Annotated in this window: 11 protein-coding genes; 8 read left to right on the top strand and 3 right to left on the bottom strand. The window is 69.4% G+C overall.

The features are described from left to right. Nucleotides 1–4 precede the first annotated feature (4 nt). From OG246_RS41260 to OG246_RS41240, 5 genes are all read left to right on the top strand, one after another. Nucleotides 5–961 (top strand): carbohydrate ABC transporter permease, encoded by a 957-nt coding sequence (locus tag OG246_RS41260; protein WP_266474506.1) that lies wholly within the window; start codon nucleotides 5–7, stop codon nucleotides 959–961. A 221-nt stretch (nucleotides 962–1,182) separates the two neighbouring features. Next, complete coding sequence (locus tag OG246_RS41255) at nucleotides 1,183–3,393, top strand: exo-alpha-sialidase (protein WP_266474505.1); 2,211 nt, start codon at nucleotides 1,183–1,185, stop codon at nucleotides 3,391–3,393. After that, nucleotides 3,393–5,360: a beta-galactosidase gene (locus OG246_RS41250; protein ID WP_266474504.1), complete on the top strand. Its 1,968-nt coding sequence runs from the start codon at nucleotides 3,393–3,395 to the stop codon at nucleotides 5,358–5,360. Before OG246_RS41255 ends, OG246_RS41250 begins: the two co-directional genes overlap by 1 nt. Further along, nucleotides 5,357–7,588: a glycoside hydrolase N-terminal domain-containing protein gene (locus OG246_RS41245; protein ID WP_266474502.1), complete on the top strand. Its 2,232-nt coding sequence runs from the start codon at nucleotides 5,357–5,359 to the stop codon at nucleotides 7,586–7,588. Before OG246_RS41250 ends, OG246_RS41245 begins: the two co-directional genes overlap by 4 nt. Nucleotides 7,589–7,623: 35 nt before the next feature. Next, on the top strand, nucleotides 7,624–8,337 hold the full coding sequence (locus OG246_RS41240) for a hypothetical protein (protein WP_266474500.1): 714 nt from the start codon (nucleotides 7,624–7,626) through the stop codon (nucleotides 8,335–8,337). Between the two features lie 53 nt (nucleotides 8,338–8,390). Here OG246_RS41240 and OG246_RS41235 read toward each other — a convergent pair whose 3' ends face one another. Next, entirely contained in the window at nucleotides 8,391–10,442 is a 2,052-nt protein-coding gene (locus OG246_RS41235) for a glycoside hydrolase family 31 protein (RefSeq protein ID WP_266474498.1), read from the bottom strand. A 229-nt stretch (nucleotides 10,443–10,671) separates the two neighbouring features. Next, complete coding sequence (locus tag OG246_RS41230; RefSeq protein ID WP_266474497.1) at nucleotides 10,672–11,685, bottom strand: LacI family DNA-binding transcriptional regulator; 1,014 nt, start codon at nucleotides 11,683–11,685, stop codon at nucleotides 10,672–10,674. Nucleotides 11,686–11,896: 211 nt separating this feature from the next. Between OG246_RS41230 and OG246_RS41225 the strand changes: the two genes are divergently transcribed. The 3 genes from OG246_RS41225 (at nucleotide 11,897) to secA (ending at nucleotide 17,770) form a co-directional block, all read left to right on the top strand. Continuing rightward, a complete protein-coding gene (locus OG246_RS41225; protein ID WP_266474496.1) occupies nucleotides 11,897–12,703 on the top strand; it encodes an endo-1,4-beta-glucanase in 807 nt (268 codons plus the stop codon). 223 nt (nucleotides 12,704–12,926) lie between these two features. Next, nucleotides 12,927–14,858, top strand: coding sequence for an acyl-CoA dehydrogenase family protein (locus OG246_RS41220; RefSeq protein ID WP_266474494.1), 1,932 nt, complete (start codon nucleotides 12,927–12,929; stop codon nucleotides 14,856–14,858). A gap of 173 nt (nucleotides 14,859–15,031) precedes the next feature. Next, a complete protein-coding gene (gene secA / locus OG246_RS41215; RefSeq protein ID WP_266474492.1) occupies nucleotides 15,032–17,770 on the top strand; it encodes a preprotein translocase subunit SecA in 2,739 nt (912 codons plus the stop codon). A 7-nt stretch (nucleotides 17,771–17,777) separates the two neighbouring features. On the opposite strand, the gene OG246_RS41210 is transcribed toward secA, so the two are convergent. Beyond that, complete coding sequence (locus OG246_RS41210; RefSeq protein ID WP_266474490.1) at nucleotides 17,778–18,227, bottom strand: lamin tail domain-containing protein; 450 nt, start codon at nucleotides 18,225–18,227, stop codon at nucleotides 17,778–17,780. Nucleotides 18,228–18,364: the final 137 nt, after the last annotated feature.

The raw sequence follows: 18,364 nt of genomic DNA, 5'->3' as shown, positions 1-18,364 counted from the left end.
CGCCGTGACCGCAGAGTCCTCCGCGACCTCCGTCTCCGAAGAACGGCCGCCGCAGGCCCCCGGCCGCTGGGCGGCCCCGCCGAGGCCCGTCTGGGAGGAGGAGCCGAGCAAGGCCGGGCTCGCGGGCAAGGGCATCGTCCTGGCCGGCGCCTGCCTCGGCGTCCTGTTCCCGCTGTGGATCGTCGTCGTCACCAGCCTGTCCTCGAAGAAGGTGATCACCGATGCCGGAGGCCTGGTGGTGATCCCCAAGGGCATCACCTTCATCGCCTACCAGGAGCTGCTGAGCGGCGGCCAGGTCACCCGCGCCACGCTCGTCAGCCTGGGTGTCACGCTCGTCGGCACACTGTTCTCGATGGCGGTGTCCATCCTCGCGGCGTACGGGCTTTCCCGCATCGGCACGATCGGACACCGCTGGTTCCTGATGACCCTGCTGGCGACGATGTTCTTCGGCGCCGGCCTCATCCCCACGTATCTGCTGGTGCAGGCGCTGGGGCTGACGGACTCGTATCTCGCGCTGATCCTGCCGAGCGCGATCAGCGTCTTCAACATCCTGGTGCTGCGCGGGTTCTTCATGGGCATCTCGCAGGAGCTCACCGACAGCGCACGGATCGACGGCGCGGGGGACTGGCGGATCCTCTGGACGATCGTGATGCCGCTCTCCCGCGCGGTCATCGCGGTGATCACGCTCTTCTACGCCGTCGGGTACTGGAGCGCCTGGTTCAACGCGTCGATCTATCTGAGCGACCAGGACATGATGCCGCTGCAGAACGTCATGATCCAGCTCGTGCAGAAGCAGGAGCCCCCGGTCGGCATGGGCCAGGCCATCAAGACGGGCCAACTGTCGGCGCTCGCCGTGCAGATGGCGGTCATGGTGTTGGCGCTGCTGCCCGTCGCCTTCCTCTCGCCCTTCGTCCAGCGCCACTTCAAGAAGGGCATGCTCACCGGAGCGGTGAAGGGCTGACTTGCGTCAGCCGTCCATCTCCGGTCCCCTGTCCGCCGCTGCGGTCGACCTGCCTCTCATCGGCGGTCGGCCGTGGCGGCCCCCAACGGGTCGCTCCGCGGGGTTCGCCGTAATGCTGCGGGTTTCCCTTTGGCCGCGGGTGGTTCGTGGCTGGTCGCGCAGTTCCTCGCGCCCCTAAAGGGCGCCTCTCCTCACCCCCTTCTCTCCGAACGAGGTATGTCATGCGCACGCCCCGCCTGAGTAGACGAGCCGTTCTTGCCGGAACCGCTGTCGCGGCCGCGCTCACCGCCGTTCCCGCGCTCGGGAGCCGCGCCCATGCCGCCGAAGGCGCCGCGTACCGCTGGCGCAACGCCGTCATCGGCGGGACCGGTTTCATCACCGGCGTCCTCTTCCACCCTGCCGTACGCGGACTCGCCTACGCCCGCACCGACATCGGCGGCGCCTACCGCTGGGACGACGGGGCCGGGCGCTGGACCCCGCTCACCGACCACCTCGGCTGGGACGACTGGAACCTCCTCGGTGTGGAGGCACTCGCGGTCGACCCGGCGCACCCCGACCGGCTCTACGCCGCGCTCGGCACGTACGCCCAGGCGTGGGCGGGCAACGGCGCTGTCCTGCGTTCCGAGGACCGCGGTGCCACCTGGACCCGGACCGACCTGGGCGTGAAGCTCGGCGCCAACGAGGACGGCCGGGGCGCCGGGGAGCGCCTCCTCGTCGACCCGCGCGACAGCGACGTCCTGTGGCTGGGGACGCGGCACGACGGGTTGCTCAAGTCGAGCGACCGGGGCGCCACTTGGGCCCCCGCCACCGGCTTCCCGGCGACCGCGAGCGCGTCCGGGCAGGGCGTCACCTTCCTCGTCGCGGCAGGACGCGCCGTCTACGCCGGCTGGGGCGACGGCGACGGCACGTCGGGCACGGCGAACCTGTACCGCACGACCGACGGCACCACCTGGCAGGCCGTACCCGGGCAGCCCTCCGGCACCTCCGCCAAGGTCCCGGTCCGCGCCGCGTTCGACGCCCACACCCGCGAGCTGTACGTGTCCTACGCCAACGCACCCGGCCCCAACGGCCAGTCCGACGGCAGCGTGCACAAGCTGCGCACCACGACCGGCAAGTGGGCAGACGTGACGCCCGTGGAGCCGGGCGGTACCACGTCCGACGGTTCGGCGGACACCTTCGGCTACGGCGGGGTCGCCGTCGACGCCTGCCGCGCCGGCACCCTCGTCGTCTCCACCAACAACCGCTGGGCGGACGTCGACACCCTGTTCCGGACCACGGACGGCGGCCGTACCTGGACGTCCCTCAAGGACGTGGCTGTGTTCGACGTATCGGAGACTCCTTTCCTCAACTGGGGCGGTGACAAGCCGAAGTTCGGCTGGTGGATCCAGGCGCTGGCCGTGGACCCGTACGACTCGAAGCACATCGTGTACGGGACCGGCGCGACCCTCTACGGCACCCGTGACCTCAAGCGCTGGGCTCCGCAGATCCGCGGTCTGGAGGAGACGGCGGTGCGCCAGCTGATCTCGCCCCCGGTCGGGGAGGCGCACCTGATCAGCGGACTCGGGGACATCGGCGTGATGTACCACGAGCGGCTCACGGCGTCTCCGTCGCGCGGCATGGCGACGAACCCCGTGTTCGGGTCGGCGACGGGACTCGCGCAGGCCGCGGCCAAGCCGTCGTACGTCGTCCGGACGGGCTGGGGCGACAACGGCAACGGCGCGTACTCGAACGACGGAGGCCAGACCTGGGCGCCCTTCGCGGCCCAGCCCGACATCGCCAAGAGCGCACCGGGGCCGATCGCCACCAACGCCGACGGCAGCACACTGCTGTGGTCCTTCGTGCACTGGGACGGCACGAAATACGCAGCACACCGCTCGACGGACAACGGCACGACCTGGTCCGAGGTCTCCTCCTTCCCGAAGGGCGCCACGCCGGTCGCCGACCCGGCCGACCCGACGCTCTTCTACGCGTACGACACCGACACAGGAACGCTATACGTCAGCACTGACAGTGGCCTCTCGTTCACTGCCCGTGCGACAGGACTGCCCTCCGGGGACAGCCAGTTCAAGCTGGTCGCGGCACCCGGGCGCACCGGTGACCTGTGGGTTTCGGCCAAGTCGAACGGCCTCTACCGGTCCACCGACGGTGGTGCCGGCTTCGCCAAGGTCGCCAGCTGCTGGGCCTCGTACACCCTCGGCTTCGGCAAGGCGGCCGACGGCGCCGACTACCCGGCGATCTATCAGGTCGGTTCGACCGAGGCCATCACCGCCGTCTACCGCTCCGACGACGAGGCGAAGACCTGGGTGCGGATCAACGACGACGCCCACCAGTGGGGGTGGATCGGCGAGGTCGTCGTCGGCGACCCACGCGTGTACGGCCGCGTGTACCTCGCCACCAACGGGCGCGGAATCCAGTACGGGGAGCCCGTCTGATGCCGAACCTCGACGACGTGACCCGCGGCCGCATCCTCTTCGGCGGCGACTACAACCCCGAGCAGTGGCCCGAGGGGACCTGGCACGAGGACGTACGCCTCATGAAGGAGGCCGGCGTCAACTCCGTCACCCTCGGCGTCTTCTCCTGGGCGAAACTCGAACCCCGGCCCGGGGCCCGGGAGTTCGGCTGGCTCGACCGGCTGATGGACCTGATGCACGAGAACGGCATCGGCGTCGTCCTGGCGACCCCCACCTCCTCGCCCCCGCCGTGGATGGGCCGCCTGCACCCCGAGACGCTGCCCCGGGACGAGGAGGGGCGCACCGAATGGTGGGGCGGCCGCCAGCACTTCTCGCACTCCAGTGCCACCTACCGCCGCTATGCCGCCGAGATCACCGAGGATCTGGCCGTCCGCTACGGGGGCCACCCCGCCCTCACCATGTGGCACATCAACAACGAGTACTGCACCTTCGACTACGGCGACGAGGCGGCGGCCACCTTCCGCCGCTGGCTCCAGGACAAGTACGGCACCGTCGAGGCTCTCAACGAGGCCTGGGGAACGGCCTTCTGGAGCCAGGGCTACGACGGCTGGCACGAGGTGCTTCCGCCGCGCCACGCCCACTACATGAAGAACCCGACGCACGTTCTCGACTTCAAGCGCTACACCTCCGACATGCTCCTGGAGTGCTACGCCGCCGAGCGGGACATCGTCCGCCGCCACACCCCGCACATCCCTGTGACCAGCAACTTCATGCCGATGTGGGTGGGCCAGGACGCGTGGAAGTGGGCCGCCGAGGAAGACATCGTCTCCGTCGACATCTATCCCGACCCGCGCGACCCCTTCGGCGCCCAGAGTGCCGCGCTGGTCCAGGACATGACGCGTTCCCAGGCCGCGGGCGGCCCCTGGGTACTCATGGAACAGGCCGCAGGGCCGGTCAACTGGCGCGGGGTGAACCACCCCAAGCCGCGCGGCCTCAATCGTCTCTGGTCCCTCCAGGCCGTCGCGCGCGGCGCCGACGCCGTCTGCTACTTCCAGTGGCGGCAGTCCCGGCAGGGCGCGGAGAAGTTCCACTCGGGGATGGTCAGTCACGCGGGGGAGCGCGGGCGCACCTTCCAGGAGGTCAAGCAGATCGGCGCCGAACTCGCCCTCATCAGCGACGAGGTGACGGGCAGTCACATCAAGGCGGACATCGTGATCCTGCACGACTGGAACTCCTGGTGGGCCGGCGCCCAGGATGGCCGTCTCTCCACCGAGGTCGACTACCCCCAGGTCGTACGAGCTTGGCACCGAGCCCTCTGGGAGGCCCACCTCACCACCGCCTTCGCCCACCCCGAGCACGACCTCTCCGCGTACAAGCTCGTCGTCGTACCGCAGCTGTATCTGCTCACGAACGCGGCGATCGACAACCTCCTCGCGTACGTACGAGGAGGGGGCACCCTCGTCTGCGGCTTCCTCACCGGAGTCGCCGACGAGGATGACCGGGTGCGCCCGGGCGGCATGGACGAGCGGCTGCGCGAGCTGTTCGGCATCCGCACCCTGCACGAGTGGTGGCCGCTCGACGCGGGGGAGACCGTCGAGTGCGACGGCTTCCGGGGGACGCTGTGGTCCGAGGAGATCGAGGCCGAGGACGGCGTGACCGAGGCCGTGTACAAGGGCGGCGAGCTGGACGGGCTGCCGGCCGTACTCCGCAAGGGCGGTGCGCGGTACCTCTCCACACTCCCCGAACCCGCCGCGCTGCGGGACCTGTTGGCGGACACGGCGGACAGCGTGGGAGTCCGCCCGGTGCTCGACGCCATCCCCGCAGGAGTGGAGGCCGTACGCCGCGGTGAGCTGCTCTTCCTGCTCAACCACGGGCGCGACGAGGTGACCGTCGAGGTGCCCGGCACCCACCGCGACCTGCTCACCAGTGGCTCCGTGACCGGCTCCGTACGCCTGGAACGATACGGAGCGGCGGTGCTCGCGCCATGACCGCGCCCGCATCGGACCCGGAGCCAGGGCCGGTTCACGGCACCTGGGAACCTGCGCCCGCCGCCCGCTGGGAGGACGCCTTCCTGAGCGGCAACGGCACACACGGCGCCATGGCGTTCGGTGATCCGAACGACGACCGGGTCATCGTCAACCATCACGCCCTGGTCCGCCCCAACGGCAGCGCGGACGCCCGCCCGCCCGCTCTCGCCGGCCAACTCTCCGACGTGCAGGACCGGTTGCTGGCCGGGGACTTCGCCGCCGGAGAGGACTTCACCGACGGGCGGCCGCTGCTGTGGGTGCAGCCCTTCCACCCCGCCTTCCAGGTCCGGCTGCGCCGCCCGGCGGTCCAGTGGCGCGCGTACCGGCGCGAGGCCGACTTCACCACCGGCGTCGTCAGCGCCGACTGCGGTGGCCGGCGCAGCGAGGTCTTCGTCTCCCGCGCCGACGACGTCGTCGTCCAGTACGTGACCGCCGCCGACCTCACTGTCGAGGTGGCCCTCGACCACCGACTGCCCGGCGCGCCAGGCGACTTGGCGGTGGGGCACAGCTCGGTTCTCACCCCCGAGGGCGCGCTCCTCACGCTGCGCGCCCGCTACCCGGGCAGCGACCTGGCGTACACGGGGGTCACCCTCGCCGTGGTCACCGGCGGTCGAACCCGGACCGCCCTCCCTGGTCTACGCGTCGAGGGTGCTCGCTCGCTGCTCCTGCTCACGCGCGTACGACGGCACACCGGGGAGCTGGACGCGCTCGCCGAGGCGCACGAGCTGCGAGCCCTGCTGCCCGACTCCGGCGACGACGTGGACGCGTACCCCCACCTCCTCGCCCGCCACACCGCCCTCCACCGCCCCGCCTACCTCCGCACTACCCTCGACCTCGCCGCCGACGACACCGAACGTGCCCTCCCCGGCTCGGAGTTGCTCCGCCGCCCCAAGAGCCCAGCTCTCCTGGAACGCCTCTTCGCGGCCGGCCGCCACCACCTCCTCTCCGCCGCCGGAACGCTCCCGCCACGCCTGACCGGCCTGTGGACCGGCGACTGGGACACCGCCTGGTCCGGGGCGTTCACCACCGACGCCAACCTCAACCTGCAGACCGCCTCGGCCGCGGCGGCCGCGCTTCCGGAGGTCACCGAGGCCCACGCCGCCCTGGTGCACGGCCAGTTGCCCGACTGGCGGGACAACGCGCGCACGATCTTTGGCACCCGAGGTGTCGTCGCCCCCGCACACACCGACGGCGAGTCCGGGCACATCTACCACCTCAGCCGCGAATACCCGCTGCACGTGTGGACCGCCGGCGCCGACTGGCTCTTGAAACCCCTCGTGGACCACGACGAGACCCGCGGCGCACGCGACCCGCGACTGGCCGACGCGCTCGCCGAAGTGGCCTGCTTCTACGAGGACTTCCTCACCCGGACCGACGAGCACGGCCACCTCGTGATCGTCCCGTCGTACTCCCCGGAGAACCGCCCCGCCAACGCGAGCTGGGTCACCCTCAACGCTGCCATGGACCTCTCCGCGGCCCGCCACGCCCTGCGTACGGCCGCCGACTACCACCCGGGACCCGAGGCCGAACGCTGGCGCGCGCTGGCCGACCGGCTGCCGCCGCACCGCGTCAACGCCGAGGGCGCGCTCGCCGAATGGGCCTGGCCAGGGCTCGACGACACCTACGACCACCGGCACCTCAGCCACCTCTACGGCGTCTGGCCGCTCGACGAGATCAACCCGTACGACACCCCCGAGCTGGCCACGGCGGCCCATCGCGCCCTCGAACTGCGCGGCGCCGAGAACGACTCCGCGCACGGCCACCTCCACCACGCCCTGGTGGCGGCCCGGCTGCGCGACGCCGACCGGGTGGCGGGAGCCCTCGGCAACGTCCTGGCAGGCGACTTCTTCCACGTCTCCCTGATGAGCGGCCACTACCCCAGCCGCCACGTCTACAACGCCGACGCGGCCCACACGCTCCCCGCGGTCCTCATCGAGATGCTGATCCAGTCCACACCCGAGCGGCTGGTCCTCTTCCCGGCGCTCCCCACGGCCTGCCCGACCGGCCAACTGCGCGGTGTCCGCACCCGGTTCGGCGCCGAGGTCGACCTGACGTGGAGCCCCCATGAGCGCACGGCCGTCATCCGCCCCGCCCGCACCCTGCGCATCGATCTCAGGACTTCCTCCGGAGCGCGACCGCTCTCCCTGCGCGCCGGAGAAGACTGCGTCCTCAGCCTGGGGTCGCAGTAGCAGCCGCAATCCCCCCACCCATGGAAGGGACACCCATGGCACGTCGCACACTGAACAGGATCGCCAAGGCCCTCACGGCCCCCGCACTCGCGCTCGGCGTCACCGTAGGCGTCGCCGCCGCCCCCGCCCAGGCCGCCGTCTGGAGCTCCTGCGACCAGTGGGGCAACACCTCACTGAACGGCTACACGCTCTACAACAACATCTGGGGCTCCGGAGCCGGTTCCCAGTGCATCTGGGCCAACTCCGGTACCAACTGGGGAGTCTGGGCCAACCACCCCAACACCGGCGGCATCAAGTCGTACCCCAACTCCAAGAAGGTGATCAACAAGACGATCACCTCGCTGGGTTCGCTCTCCAGCAGCTACAACGTCACGGTCCCGTCCTCCGGCGCGTACAACACCTCGTACGACATCTGGGACACCGACTACGACTACGAGATCATGCTCTGGGTCAACTACAACGGAGCCGTCGGCCCCCTCGGCACCTCGCAGGGCAACGTCACGCTGGGCGGTCACACCTGGACCGTCTACAAGGGCAACAACGGCGCGAACGAGGTCTTCTCGTTCCTGCGCACCTCGGACTCGTCCTCCGGCACCGTGCAGATCCTGCCGATCCTCAAGTGGATCAAGGACACCAAGGGCTGGTTCGGCAACGAGACCATCGGCGACGTCCAGTTCGGATACGAGGTCACCTCCTCGTCCGGCGGCCTGGACTTCACCACCAACAACCTGACCGTCAGCAGCAGTTGATCCATGCATGAGTGTGCGGCCGGCCCCTGGAAGGACCGGCCGCACACGTCTGTTCACTCCGCGACAGGCAGCCGCGCCCCGTCCCGCAGGAACAGCGGGATGCGGTCCAGCGGGGCGTCGACGGTGACGGCCGCACCCCCGTCGTACGTCTCACCGGTCCACGCGTCCGTCCAGCGCGCACCCGCCGGGAGGTAGGCCGTACGGGCCGTCGCGCCCGCCGTGAGCACCGGCGCGACCAGGAGGTCGGGGCCGAAGAGGTACGCATCGTCCACCGACCAGGCGGCCTGGTCGTCCGGGAACTCCAGGAACAGCGGGCGCATCACCGGCAGCCCCTCCTCGTGGGCCTCCCGCATGACGTCCAGGACGTACGGCTTCAGGCGCTCGCGCAGGCGCAGGTACTTCTCCAGGATGGCGCCGGCCTCCTCGCCGTACGACCAGACCTCGTTGGGGCCGCCGGTCATGTCCGGGCCCAGCGGCATGCCCGGGTCGCGGAAGCCGTGCAGGCGCATCAGCGGGGACAGGGCGCCGAACTGGAACCAGCGGACCATGACCTCGCGGAACGCCGGGTCGTCCGGGTCGCCGCCGTGGAAGCCGCCGATGTCGGTGTTCCACCAAGGGATGCCGGACAGGGCCGTGTTGAGGCCGGCCGCTATCTGGCGGCGCAGGGTCGCGAAGTCCGTGCCGATGTCGCCGGACCACAGGGCGGCGCCGTAGCGCTGACTGCCCGCCCACGCCGAGCGGTTGAGGGAGACGATCTCGGTCTCACCGGCGGCGAGCAGACCCTCGTAGAAGGTGCGGGCGTTCTCCCGGGGGTAGAGGTTGCCCACCTCCAGGCCCGGTCCCGCGTAGTAGCGCAGGTTCTCCGAGAAGCCCGGCTTCAGCTCCGGCTCGCAGGCGTCCAGCCAGAAGGCCGTGATGCCGTACGGATCAAGGTAGTTGTCCTTCACCCGCGACCACAGGAAGTCCCGCGCCTCCGGGTTCGTCGCATCGTAGAAGGCGACCTGGACGGTGGAGGCGACCTCCTTGTCGGGCCAGTCGGCGTGCGCCATCGGGCCGTACTGAGTGCCGATGAAGTAGCCGCGCTGCTCCATGAGTTGATGGTTCTCGGAGAGTGGCGACACCGAAGGCCAGACGGACACGACCAGCTTGACGCCCAGCGCGTCGAGCTCCTCCCGCATCGCCGCCGGGTCGGGCCACTCGGTGAGGTCGAACTTCCAGTCACCGAGGTGGGTCCAGTGGAAGAAGTCGCAGACGATGACCGAGAGGGGCAGGCCCCGGCGCTTGTACTCCCTTGCCACGCCGAGGAGTTCGTCCTGGGTGCGGTAGCGCAGCTTGCACTGCCAGAATCCTGCCGCCCACTCCGGCAGCATCGGCGTACGGCCGGTCACCGCGCTGTAGCGGCGCTGGGCGTCGGCCGGATTGCCCGCCGTGATCCAGTAGTCGAGCTGGCGCGCCGAGTCGGCCACCCAGCGGGTGCCGTTGCCCGCCAGCTCGACACGGCCGATGGCAGGGGAGTTCCACAGGAGGGTGTAGCCGCGGCTGGAGGTGAGCACCGGGATGGTCACCTCGGCGTTCCGCTGCACCAGGTCAAGGACCGCGCCCTTCTGGTCGAACAGCCCGTGCTGGTGCTGCCCGAGCCCGTACAGCTTCTCGCCCTCGTACGCGGCGAACCGCTGCTCCAGGCGATGGTGACCGTTGCCGGTCGGCGTGTAGAGGCGCGAACCCGGCCACCAGAAGTGGGCGCGCTCCTCGGCCAGCAGTTCCGTGCCGTCCTCGGAGCGGACGAAACTGATGAGCCCCTCGGCGGACATGAGCACGGTCAGCGCGCCGACCGTCAACCGCCCTTCTCCGGACTCGATCTTTACCGTGCTCTCGGTGGCCGGCGGCTCGTCGAGCAACGCGCCCGGGAGGCCCTCGATGACCGGACCGCCGAGCCGCGCGCGGACGCGGACGGCGTCCGGACCCCAGGGCTCGACGCGTACGGTCTCCGTGCGGCCGCTCCACTCCAGCGCGCCGTCCCGCTCGCGGAACGTGCCGACGGTCGGGGAGGACTGGGCGAGGCTGACCGCCCCCTGCAGGGGCTGGTTCTCGGCAGGCTGATTCACGTGGGGTGCTCCTGAAGGAAGGAGTGGCGAGAAGGACCCGGCGCGGCTCTGGCGGCCGGGACAGAAAGAGGTGCCCCAACACCCGTCAGGCATAGGGAAGTTGGGTGCGGTGGTTGGTTCGGAAAGCGGCCGGCACCGGACCGGCATTGGTCGGTTCAGGAAAAGGCCGGCACCGGACCGGCGTTGGTCGGTTGAGGAAGCGGCCGGCACCGGACCGGCACGGGTCGGTTCAGGGGGTGGCCGGCGCCGGGCCCGTGCTCGCCCGGACCGTCAACTCCGGTGCGATCAGCACGACTTCGTCCTTGCCGTGCCCTTCGAGCTTGGCGACCAGATGTTCCACGGCGTACCGGCCCATCTCCTGCGCGGGGATGGCGACCGAGGTCAGCCGTACCGAGGCCTGGGTGGCGACCTGGTCCGGGCAGATCGCGATCACCGACACGTCCTCGGGGACGGCGCGGCCCTGCTGGCGCAGCAGTGCGAGCAGCGGCTCGACCGCCGACTCGTTCTGCACGACGAAGCCCGTGGTGCCGGGACGCTCGTCGAAGACCCGGGCGAGCGTCAGGGCCATCGCGTCGTACCCGCCCTCGCAGGGGCGGTGCAGCACGCGCAGGCCCAACTCCCGTGACCGGGAACGGAGTCCGTCGAGCGTGCGCTCGGCGAAGCCCGTGTGCCGTTCGTAGACCCCGGGCGCCTCGCCGATGACAGCGATGTCACGGTGACCGAGGAGCGCGAGGTGCTCGGCGCACAGCGCGCCCGTCGCGCCGAAGTCGAGGTCGACGCAGGTCAGTCCGGAGGTGTCGGCGGGCAGTCCGATGAGTACGGACGGCTGGTCCGTCTCGCGGAGCAACGGCATCCGCTCGTCGTCGAGTTCGACATCCATCAGGATCATGGCGTCGGCGAGCCCGCTGCCGGTGACCCGGCGCACCGCGTCGGGACCCTCCTCGCCGGTGAGCAGCAGCACGTCGTACCCGTGTGTGCGGGCGTTGGTCGCCACCGCGATGGCGATCTCCATCATCACCGGCACGTACATGTCGGTGCGGAGCGGGATCATCAGCGCGATGATGTTGGACCGGTTGCTCGCCAGGGCGCGGGCCCCCGCGTTCGGGTGGTAGCCCAGCTCCTGGATGCTCTGCTCGACCCGTTGCCGGGTGCCCACGGAGATGGACCGCTTGCCGCTGAGGACATAGCTCACCGTGCTCGCCGAGACTCCGGCGTGCTGGGCGACCTCGGCGAGGGTGACCATCCAGCTCTCCAAGCATTGTGTGAAGCGCTTCGACAGTGCGCGTTGCGGACAAGGGCGAGTGAGGGTGGCTCGACAGTAGCTCGATGGATGTTGGGTGTCCATAGGTTGTCGAAGCGCTTCGACAATGTTTCCCGCACCTGCACGGCAACCTTCCGGCCGGGCGGCGGCCACTGAGTGGGCGTACACAGACCGTCCCCCGGAAGGACCCCCGATGCAACACCGCAGACCACGTCTGTCCAAGAAGGCGAAGGCGCTGCTCGCGAGCTCGGTGGCGATCGCCGTCGCCGCAGGCGTCACTGTCGCCCAGGCGGGCGAGGACAGCAAGAAGTGCGGCGCCTTCGACACCGTCACGATGGGCAAGTACTACGTCAACAACAACCTCTGGGGTCAGGACGACGGCACCGGCACCCAGTGCGTCTGGGACACCTCCCGGTCCGGCGACACCATCGGCTGGGGCACGGAGTACACCTGGGCCAGCAAGACCGGCAAGGAGAACAACGTCAAGTCGTACTCCAGCACGGTGCTCGGCTGGCACTGGGGCTGGAAGACCGACAAGGCGGCCACCGAGCTGCCCGTCCGGGTCGGCGACCGCAAGCCTGTCAGGACCAGCTGGGAGTTCTCGGTCAGCTCGAACCCCGGCACCATGAACGTCGCCTACGACCTGTGGCTGCACTCCAAGAGCACCGCGGACTGGCAGGACCAGCCCACCGACGAGGTCATGATCTGGCTCAACCGCCAGGGCGGCGCGGGCCCCCTCGGCACCAAGTACGGCAGCGTCAGCCTCGGCGGCGCGATGTGGGACATCTACCAGGGCGACATCGGGTGGAAGGTGTTCTCCTTCGTCCGCCGCACCAACACCACCAAGGCCACGCTCGACCTCGACGCCTTCACCCAGGCCCTGGTCCGCCGCAAGCTGCTCAGCAACGACAAGTACGTCTCCGGAATCGAGTCGGGCACCGAGGTCTTCCGCGGCTCCGGACGGCTCGACACGAAGGCGTACTCGGTCGACATCGGCTGACCCCCGAGGGGGCGCGCGTTGGGCCGAACGCTGCGCGAGGACTGGTGGGGTCACCCGGAATCGGGTACATACGATCGAGTAGCACCGATCAGTAACGTACGCCCCAAGATCAGCGAAATGATCGGCGAAAGGGGCGTACGGGATCGGCGCAGGAGTCCGTACAAGATCGGCGCACGAACCGCAGTTCCCGATTCTGTTCCCGATTCGCGGCGAGGTGACCCTCATGTCCGCAACACCCCACCAGCCAACCGTCACCGAACGGGAGGCCCGCCAGGTCGCCGAGGCAGCGCGCGAACAGGACTGGCGCAGGCCCAGCTTCGCCAAGGAGCTGTTCCTCGGCCGCTTCCGGCTCGACCTGATCCATCCCCACCCCCTGCCGGCCGACGAGGACGCGCAGCGAGGCGAGGAGTTCCTCGCCAAGCTGCGCGACTTCTGCGAGACGAAGATCGACGCCGCGCTCATCGAGCGTGAGGCGCTGATCCCCGACGAGGTCATCAACGGCCTCAAGGAGCTCGGCGCCTTCGGCATGAAGATCGACACGAAGTACGGCGGTCTGGGCCTCACCCAGGTCTACTACAACAAGTCGCTCGCACTGGTCGGCTCCGCGAACCCGGCGCTCGGCGCCCTGCTCTCCGCGCACCAGTCGATCGGCGTACCGCAGCCGCTGAAGCTCTTCGGCACCCAGGAGCAGAAAGAGACCTTCCTGCCGCGCTGCGCGCGCACCGACATCTCGGCGTTCCTGCTGACCGAACCGGACGTCGGCTCCGACCCGGCGCGCCTGGCGACCAGTGCGGTGCCGGACGGCGACGACTACATCCTCGACGGAGTGAAGCTCTGGACGACCAACGGCGTCGTCGCGGACCTCCTCGTCGTGATGGCGCGGGTGCCGAAGTCCGAGGGGCACAAGGGCGGCATCACGGCGTTCGTGGTCGAGGCGGCCTCGGAGGGCGTCACCGTCGAGAACCGCAACGCCTTCATGGGCCTGCGCGGCCTGGAGAACGGCGTCACGCGCTTCCACCAGGTCCGGGTGCCCGCCGCGAACCGCATCGGCCCGGAGGGCTCGGGCCTGAAGATCGCGCTCACCACCCTGAACACCGGCCGTCTCTCCCTCCCCGCGATGTGCGTGGGCGCCGGGAAGTGGTGTCTGAAGATCGCCCGTGAGTGGTCGGCGGCGCGCGAGCAGTGGGGCAAGCCGGTTGCCTTCCACGAGGCGGTCGGCGCGAAGATCTCCTTCATCGCGGCGACGACCTTCGCGCTGGAGGCCGTCCTCGACCTGTCCTCCCAGATGGCCGACGAGGACCGCAACGACATCCGCATCGAGGCCGCCCTCGCCAAGCTCTACGGCTCCGAGATGGCGTGCCTGATGGCCGACGAACTGGTCCAGATCCGCGGCGGCCGCGGCTTCGAGACGGCCGATTCACTGGCGGCGCGAGGGGAGCGGGCGGTACCGGCCGAGCAGGTCCTGCGCGACCTCCGCATCAACCGCATCTTCGAGGGCTCCACGGAGATCATGCATCTGCTGATCGCCCGCGAGGCCGTCGACGCCCACCTCTCGGTCGCCGGTGACCTCATCGACCCCGACAAGTCCCTCTCCGACAAGGCGAAGGCGGGCGCCAACGCCGGTGTCTTCTACGCCAAGTGGCTGCCGAAGCTGGTCGCGGGACAAGGCCAACTCCCGCGCGCGTACGCCGAGTTCAACCAGGAGGTCGACCTCTCCCCGCACCTCCGCTACGTCGAACGCAGCGCCCGCAAGCTCGCCCGCTCCACCTTCTACGCCATGTCCCGCTGGCAGGGCCGCATGGAGACCAAGCAGGGCTTCCTGGGCCGGATCGTCGACATCGGCGCCGAGCTCTTCGCGATGAGCGCGGCCTGCGTGCGCGCCGAACTCCTGCGCACCACAGGGGAGCACGGCCGCGAGGCCTACCAACTCGCCGACGCCTTCTGCCGCCAGTCCCGCATCCGCGTCGACGAACTCTTCGGCCGGCTGTGGACCAACACCGACGACCTCGACCGCAAGGTGGTCAAGGGCGTCCTGTCGGGCACGTACGAGTGGCTGGAGCAGGGCATCATCGACCCGTCGGGCGAGGGTCCCTGGATCGCCGACGCGACACCCGGGGAGAGCAAGAAGAAAAACCTTCACCGACCCATTCGCTGACCTTTTCCCCAGGAGCGCACAGCAGTCCCGTCCGTCATTCCACCGCTTGCCGCACCGTAACTGTGCGCCAACAATGAAATGAGTGGAATGGCGAACGGGCGTCCGCATTCTCCGGTGGGCCCACCACTGGACAGGGGTGCTCATGGACGCCGCTCAGTTGTGGGGGAATTCCCATGCCAGCCAAGGGCCTTGACGCCATCACCGGCAGGATCATGCGGGCCGGCGAGGGCAGGATGTTGCGCCGTCTGGAGCGCATCGCCCAACAGGTCGGTTCCTTGGAAGAGGACTTCAAGGAACTGGCCGACGAGGAACTCCAGGCGCTCACACCGGAGTTCAAGGACCGGTACGCCGACGGCGAGAGCCTCGACGACCTGCTGCCGGAAGCCTTCGCCGCGATGCGCGAGGCCGCGCGGCGCACCCTCGGCATGCGGCACTTCGACGTCCAGATCATGGGCGGCGCGGCGCTCCACCTCGGCAACATCGCCGAGATGCAGACAGGTGAGGGCAAGACCCTGGTCGGCACGCTTCCCGTGTACCTGAACGCCTTGACCGGCAAGGGAGTTCACCTCGTCACGGTCAACGACTACCTGGCCGAGCGCGACGCCGAGTGGATGGGCCGCGCGTACCGCTTCCTCGGCCTGACCGTCGGTGTCATCAAGTCGCAGTCGACACCGGCCGAGCGTCGCGCCCAGTACGCCTGCGACATCACGTACGGCACCAACACCGAGTTCGGATTCGACTACCTGCGCGACAACATGGCCTGGTCGAGGGACGAACTCGTCCAGCGCGGCCACCACTTCGCGATCGTCGACGAGGCCGACTCGATCCTCATCGACGAGGCCCGCACCCCGCTGATCATCTCAGGACCGGCCGACCAGCCCACGCACTGGTACGAGTCCTTCGCCAAGTTCGCCCTGCGGATGACGGGCGTCCTGGTGCAGGAGGAGCAGTTCACCACGCCGACGGACAAGGACCGCCTCGCCGAGCTGCGGACCCAGTACGACTACGAGTACGACCCCAAGAAGCGCACCGTGTCGATCCTGGACCGCGGAGTGGAGTACCTCCAGGACCAGTTGGGCATCGACAGCCTCTACGAGTCCGACCACACCCCGCTCATCGGGCACCTCAGTAACGCCCTGAAGGCCAAGGAGCACTTCAAGAAGGACAAGGACTACGTCCTCGTGGACGGCGAGGTACTGATCGTCGACGAGCACACCGGGCGCATCCTCGCGGGCCGCCGCTACAACGAGGGGCTGCACCAGGCCATCGAGGCCAAGGAAGGCGTGACGATCAAGGACGAGAACCAGACGCTCGCCACGATCACCCTGCAGAACTTCTTCCGCCTGTACGAGAAGCTCGCCGGCATGACCGGCACCGCCATGACCGAGGCGGCCGAGTTCCACCAGATCTACAAGCTGCAGGTCGTCCCGATCCCCACCAACCGGCCGATGGTCCGCGTCGACGACCCCGACCAGATCTACCGCACCGAGGAGGCGAAGTACGCCGCGATCCTCGCCGACATCGCCGAGAAGCACGAGGCGGGCCAGCCCGTCCTGGTGGGCACCACCTCGGTCGAGAAGTCCGAGGAGCTCTCCGCGCGGCTGCGCAGGAAGGGCATCCGGCACGAGGTCCTCAACGCCAAGAACCACCAGCGCGAGGCGCAGATCGTCGCGCAGGCCGGACGCAAGGGCGCGGTCACCGTTGCCACCAACATGGCGGGCCGCGGCACCGACATCATGCTCGGCGGCAACCCGGAGGCCATGGCGCTCGCCGAGTCCGGCGAGGACACGGACCCCGAGGACCAGCAGAGGGTCCTGGACCGCATCACCTCCTCGGCCGCCACCGAACACGAGGAGGTCAAGGAACTGGGCGGCCTCTACGTCCTGGGCACCGAACGCCACGAGTCCCGCCGCATCGACAACCAGCTGCGCGGCCGCTCGGGCCGTCAGGGCGACCCGGGAGCCTCCCGCTTCTACCTCTCGCTCCAGGACGACCTGATGCGGCTGTTCCGCGCCAACGTGGTCGACCGAGTGATGTCCATGGCGAACGTCCCCGACGACGTACCCATCGAGAACAAGATGGTCACCCGCGCCATCGCCTCCGCCCAGGCCCAGCTGGAGCAGCAGCACTTCGAGTCCCGCAAGGACGTCCTGAAGTTCGACGAGGTCCTCAACAGGCAGCGCACCCTCATCTACGCCGAGCGCCGCCGGGTCCTCGCGGGGGAGGACCTGCGCGAACAGATCCTGCACTTCATGGACGACACCGTCCGCGCGTACGTCGGGCAGGAGACGAGCGAGGGCTTCGCCGAGGAATGGGACCTGGAGAGGCTGTGGAGCGCCTTCAAACAGCTCTACCCCGTACGGATCACCATCGAGGACCTGGAGGACGTGGCGGGCGACCGCGCGAACCTTACCGCCGACGACCTGCTCGACTCGGTCACGGAGGACATCCACGCCCGCTACGAGGACCGCGAGGCCGAGCTCGGCGCCGAGGCCCTGCGCGACCTGGAACGCCTGGTCGTCCTCTCCGTCCTCGACCGCAAATGGCGCGAGCACCTCTACGAGATGGACTACCTCCGCGACGGCATCGGCCTGCGCTGGACGCTGGGCCGGGAGCCCATCGTCGAGTACGAGCGCGAGGGCTTCGACATGTACGGCGCGATGACCGAGGCCATCAAGGAGGAGTCCGTCGGCTACGTCTTCAACCTCGACGCCGCCGCCCCGGCCGCCGAGACCAGGCGTGGGCCGACCGACGGACTTCACTTCACCGCGCCCACGCTGGACACGGCCGAGGGAGTCGTCGAGGGTTCCTTCGCCCCGGCCGACGCCGCTCCCGAACCCACGGAAGGGGCACCCGCGCGGAGCGGCGCCCGGCCCGCGAAGTCGAAGGCCAGGCGCCGCCGCAGGCGGTGAGGGCGGGTCAGCAGTACTTGCTGCTGGGATCCCGCGTCGTCCACGAGCACGAGTCGACCTTGCTGCCGTTCGCCTTGGTGAGCGTGGCGGTGTCGCTCGTGTTGTTCCAGACGTAGGCGCGGCGGTTCTGGTATCTGTGCGCCGACGTGGCCGTGCCCTTGCCGGTGTGCACGATGACGGTCTTGCCCGCCCCGATCTTGACGTTGGGGAAGGTGAACCTGTGGTTCGCGATGTCCTTCAGGATCCAGCCGTTGACCGAGATCGCCGCGGAGCTGGTGTTCTTGAGCTGCACCCACTCGCCGTTGAGACTGGCGTTCGAGCCCGTGTCCGAGCCCGGACTGTCGAAGTAGGCGCGGTGGATGGTGATGCCGCCGGCGGCCTGAGCCGGAGTGCTGAGAAACGTGCCCGTCAGTGCCACGGCGCCCGCGAGAGCGGGCAGGGCAGCGCGTATCCGCATGAGAATCCCCCCAAGGTGTTCTCCACCGGTCGGTCGTCCACCGACCGGTGGTGCAGTGCTATCACACGATCTTCACGCTGGCTTCACAAAGGGTGATTTCCGTTCCTCCAGGACGCGGGGGTGCTAATGGGACCGGA

It is taken from the genome of Streptomyces sp. NBC_00620 (assembly GCF_026341825.1).
In the GTDB taxonomy this organism is placed as follows: domain Bacteria; phylum Actinomycetota; class Actinomycetes; order Streptomycetales; family Streptomycetaceae; genus Streptomyces.
The sequence above is the reverse complement of the archived record's forward strand: the minus strand, read 5'-3'. Positions and strand labels throughout refer to the sequence as shown.

Excerpts from the sequence above, each read along its gene's own strand:
- OG246_RS41240 (WP_266474500.1), top strand. The coding sequence starts at position 7,624 with ATGGCACGTCGCACACTGAACAGGATCGCCAAGGCCCTCACGGCCCCC.
- OG246_RS41250 (WP_266474504.1), top strand. The coding sequence starts at position 3,393 with ATGCCGAACCTCGACGACGTGACCCGCGGCCGCATCCTCTTCGGCGGC.
- OG246_RS41245 (WP_266474502.1), top strand. The coding sequence starts at position 5,357 with ATGACCGCGCCCGCATCGGACCCGGAGCCAGGGCCGGTTCACGGCACC.
- secA (WP_266474492.1), top strand. The coding sequence starts at position 15,032 with ATGCCAGCCAAGGGCCTTGACGCCATCACCGGCAGGATCATGCGGGCC.
- OG246_RS41230 (WP_266474497.1), bottom strand. The coding sequence starts at position 11,685 with ATGGTCACCCTCGCCGAGGTCGCCCAGCACGCCGGAGTCTCGGCGAGC.
- OG246_RS41210 (WP_266474490.1), bottom strand. The coding sequence starts at position 18,227 with ATGCGGATACGCGCTGCCCTGCCCGCTCTCGCGGGCGCCGTGGCACTG.
- OG246_RS41220 (WP_266474494.1), top strand. The coding sequence starts at position 12,927 with ATGTCCGCAACACCCCACCAGCCAACCGTCACCGAACGGGAGGCCCGC.
- OG246_RS41255 (WP_266474505.1), top strand. The coding sequence starts at position 1,183 with ATGCGCACGCCCCGCCTGAGTAGACGAGCCGTTCTTGCCGGAACCGCT.
- OG246_RS41225 (WP_266474496.1), top strand. The coding sequence starts at position 11,897 with ATGCAACACCGCAGACCACGTCTGTCCAAGAAGGCGAAGGCGCTGCTC.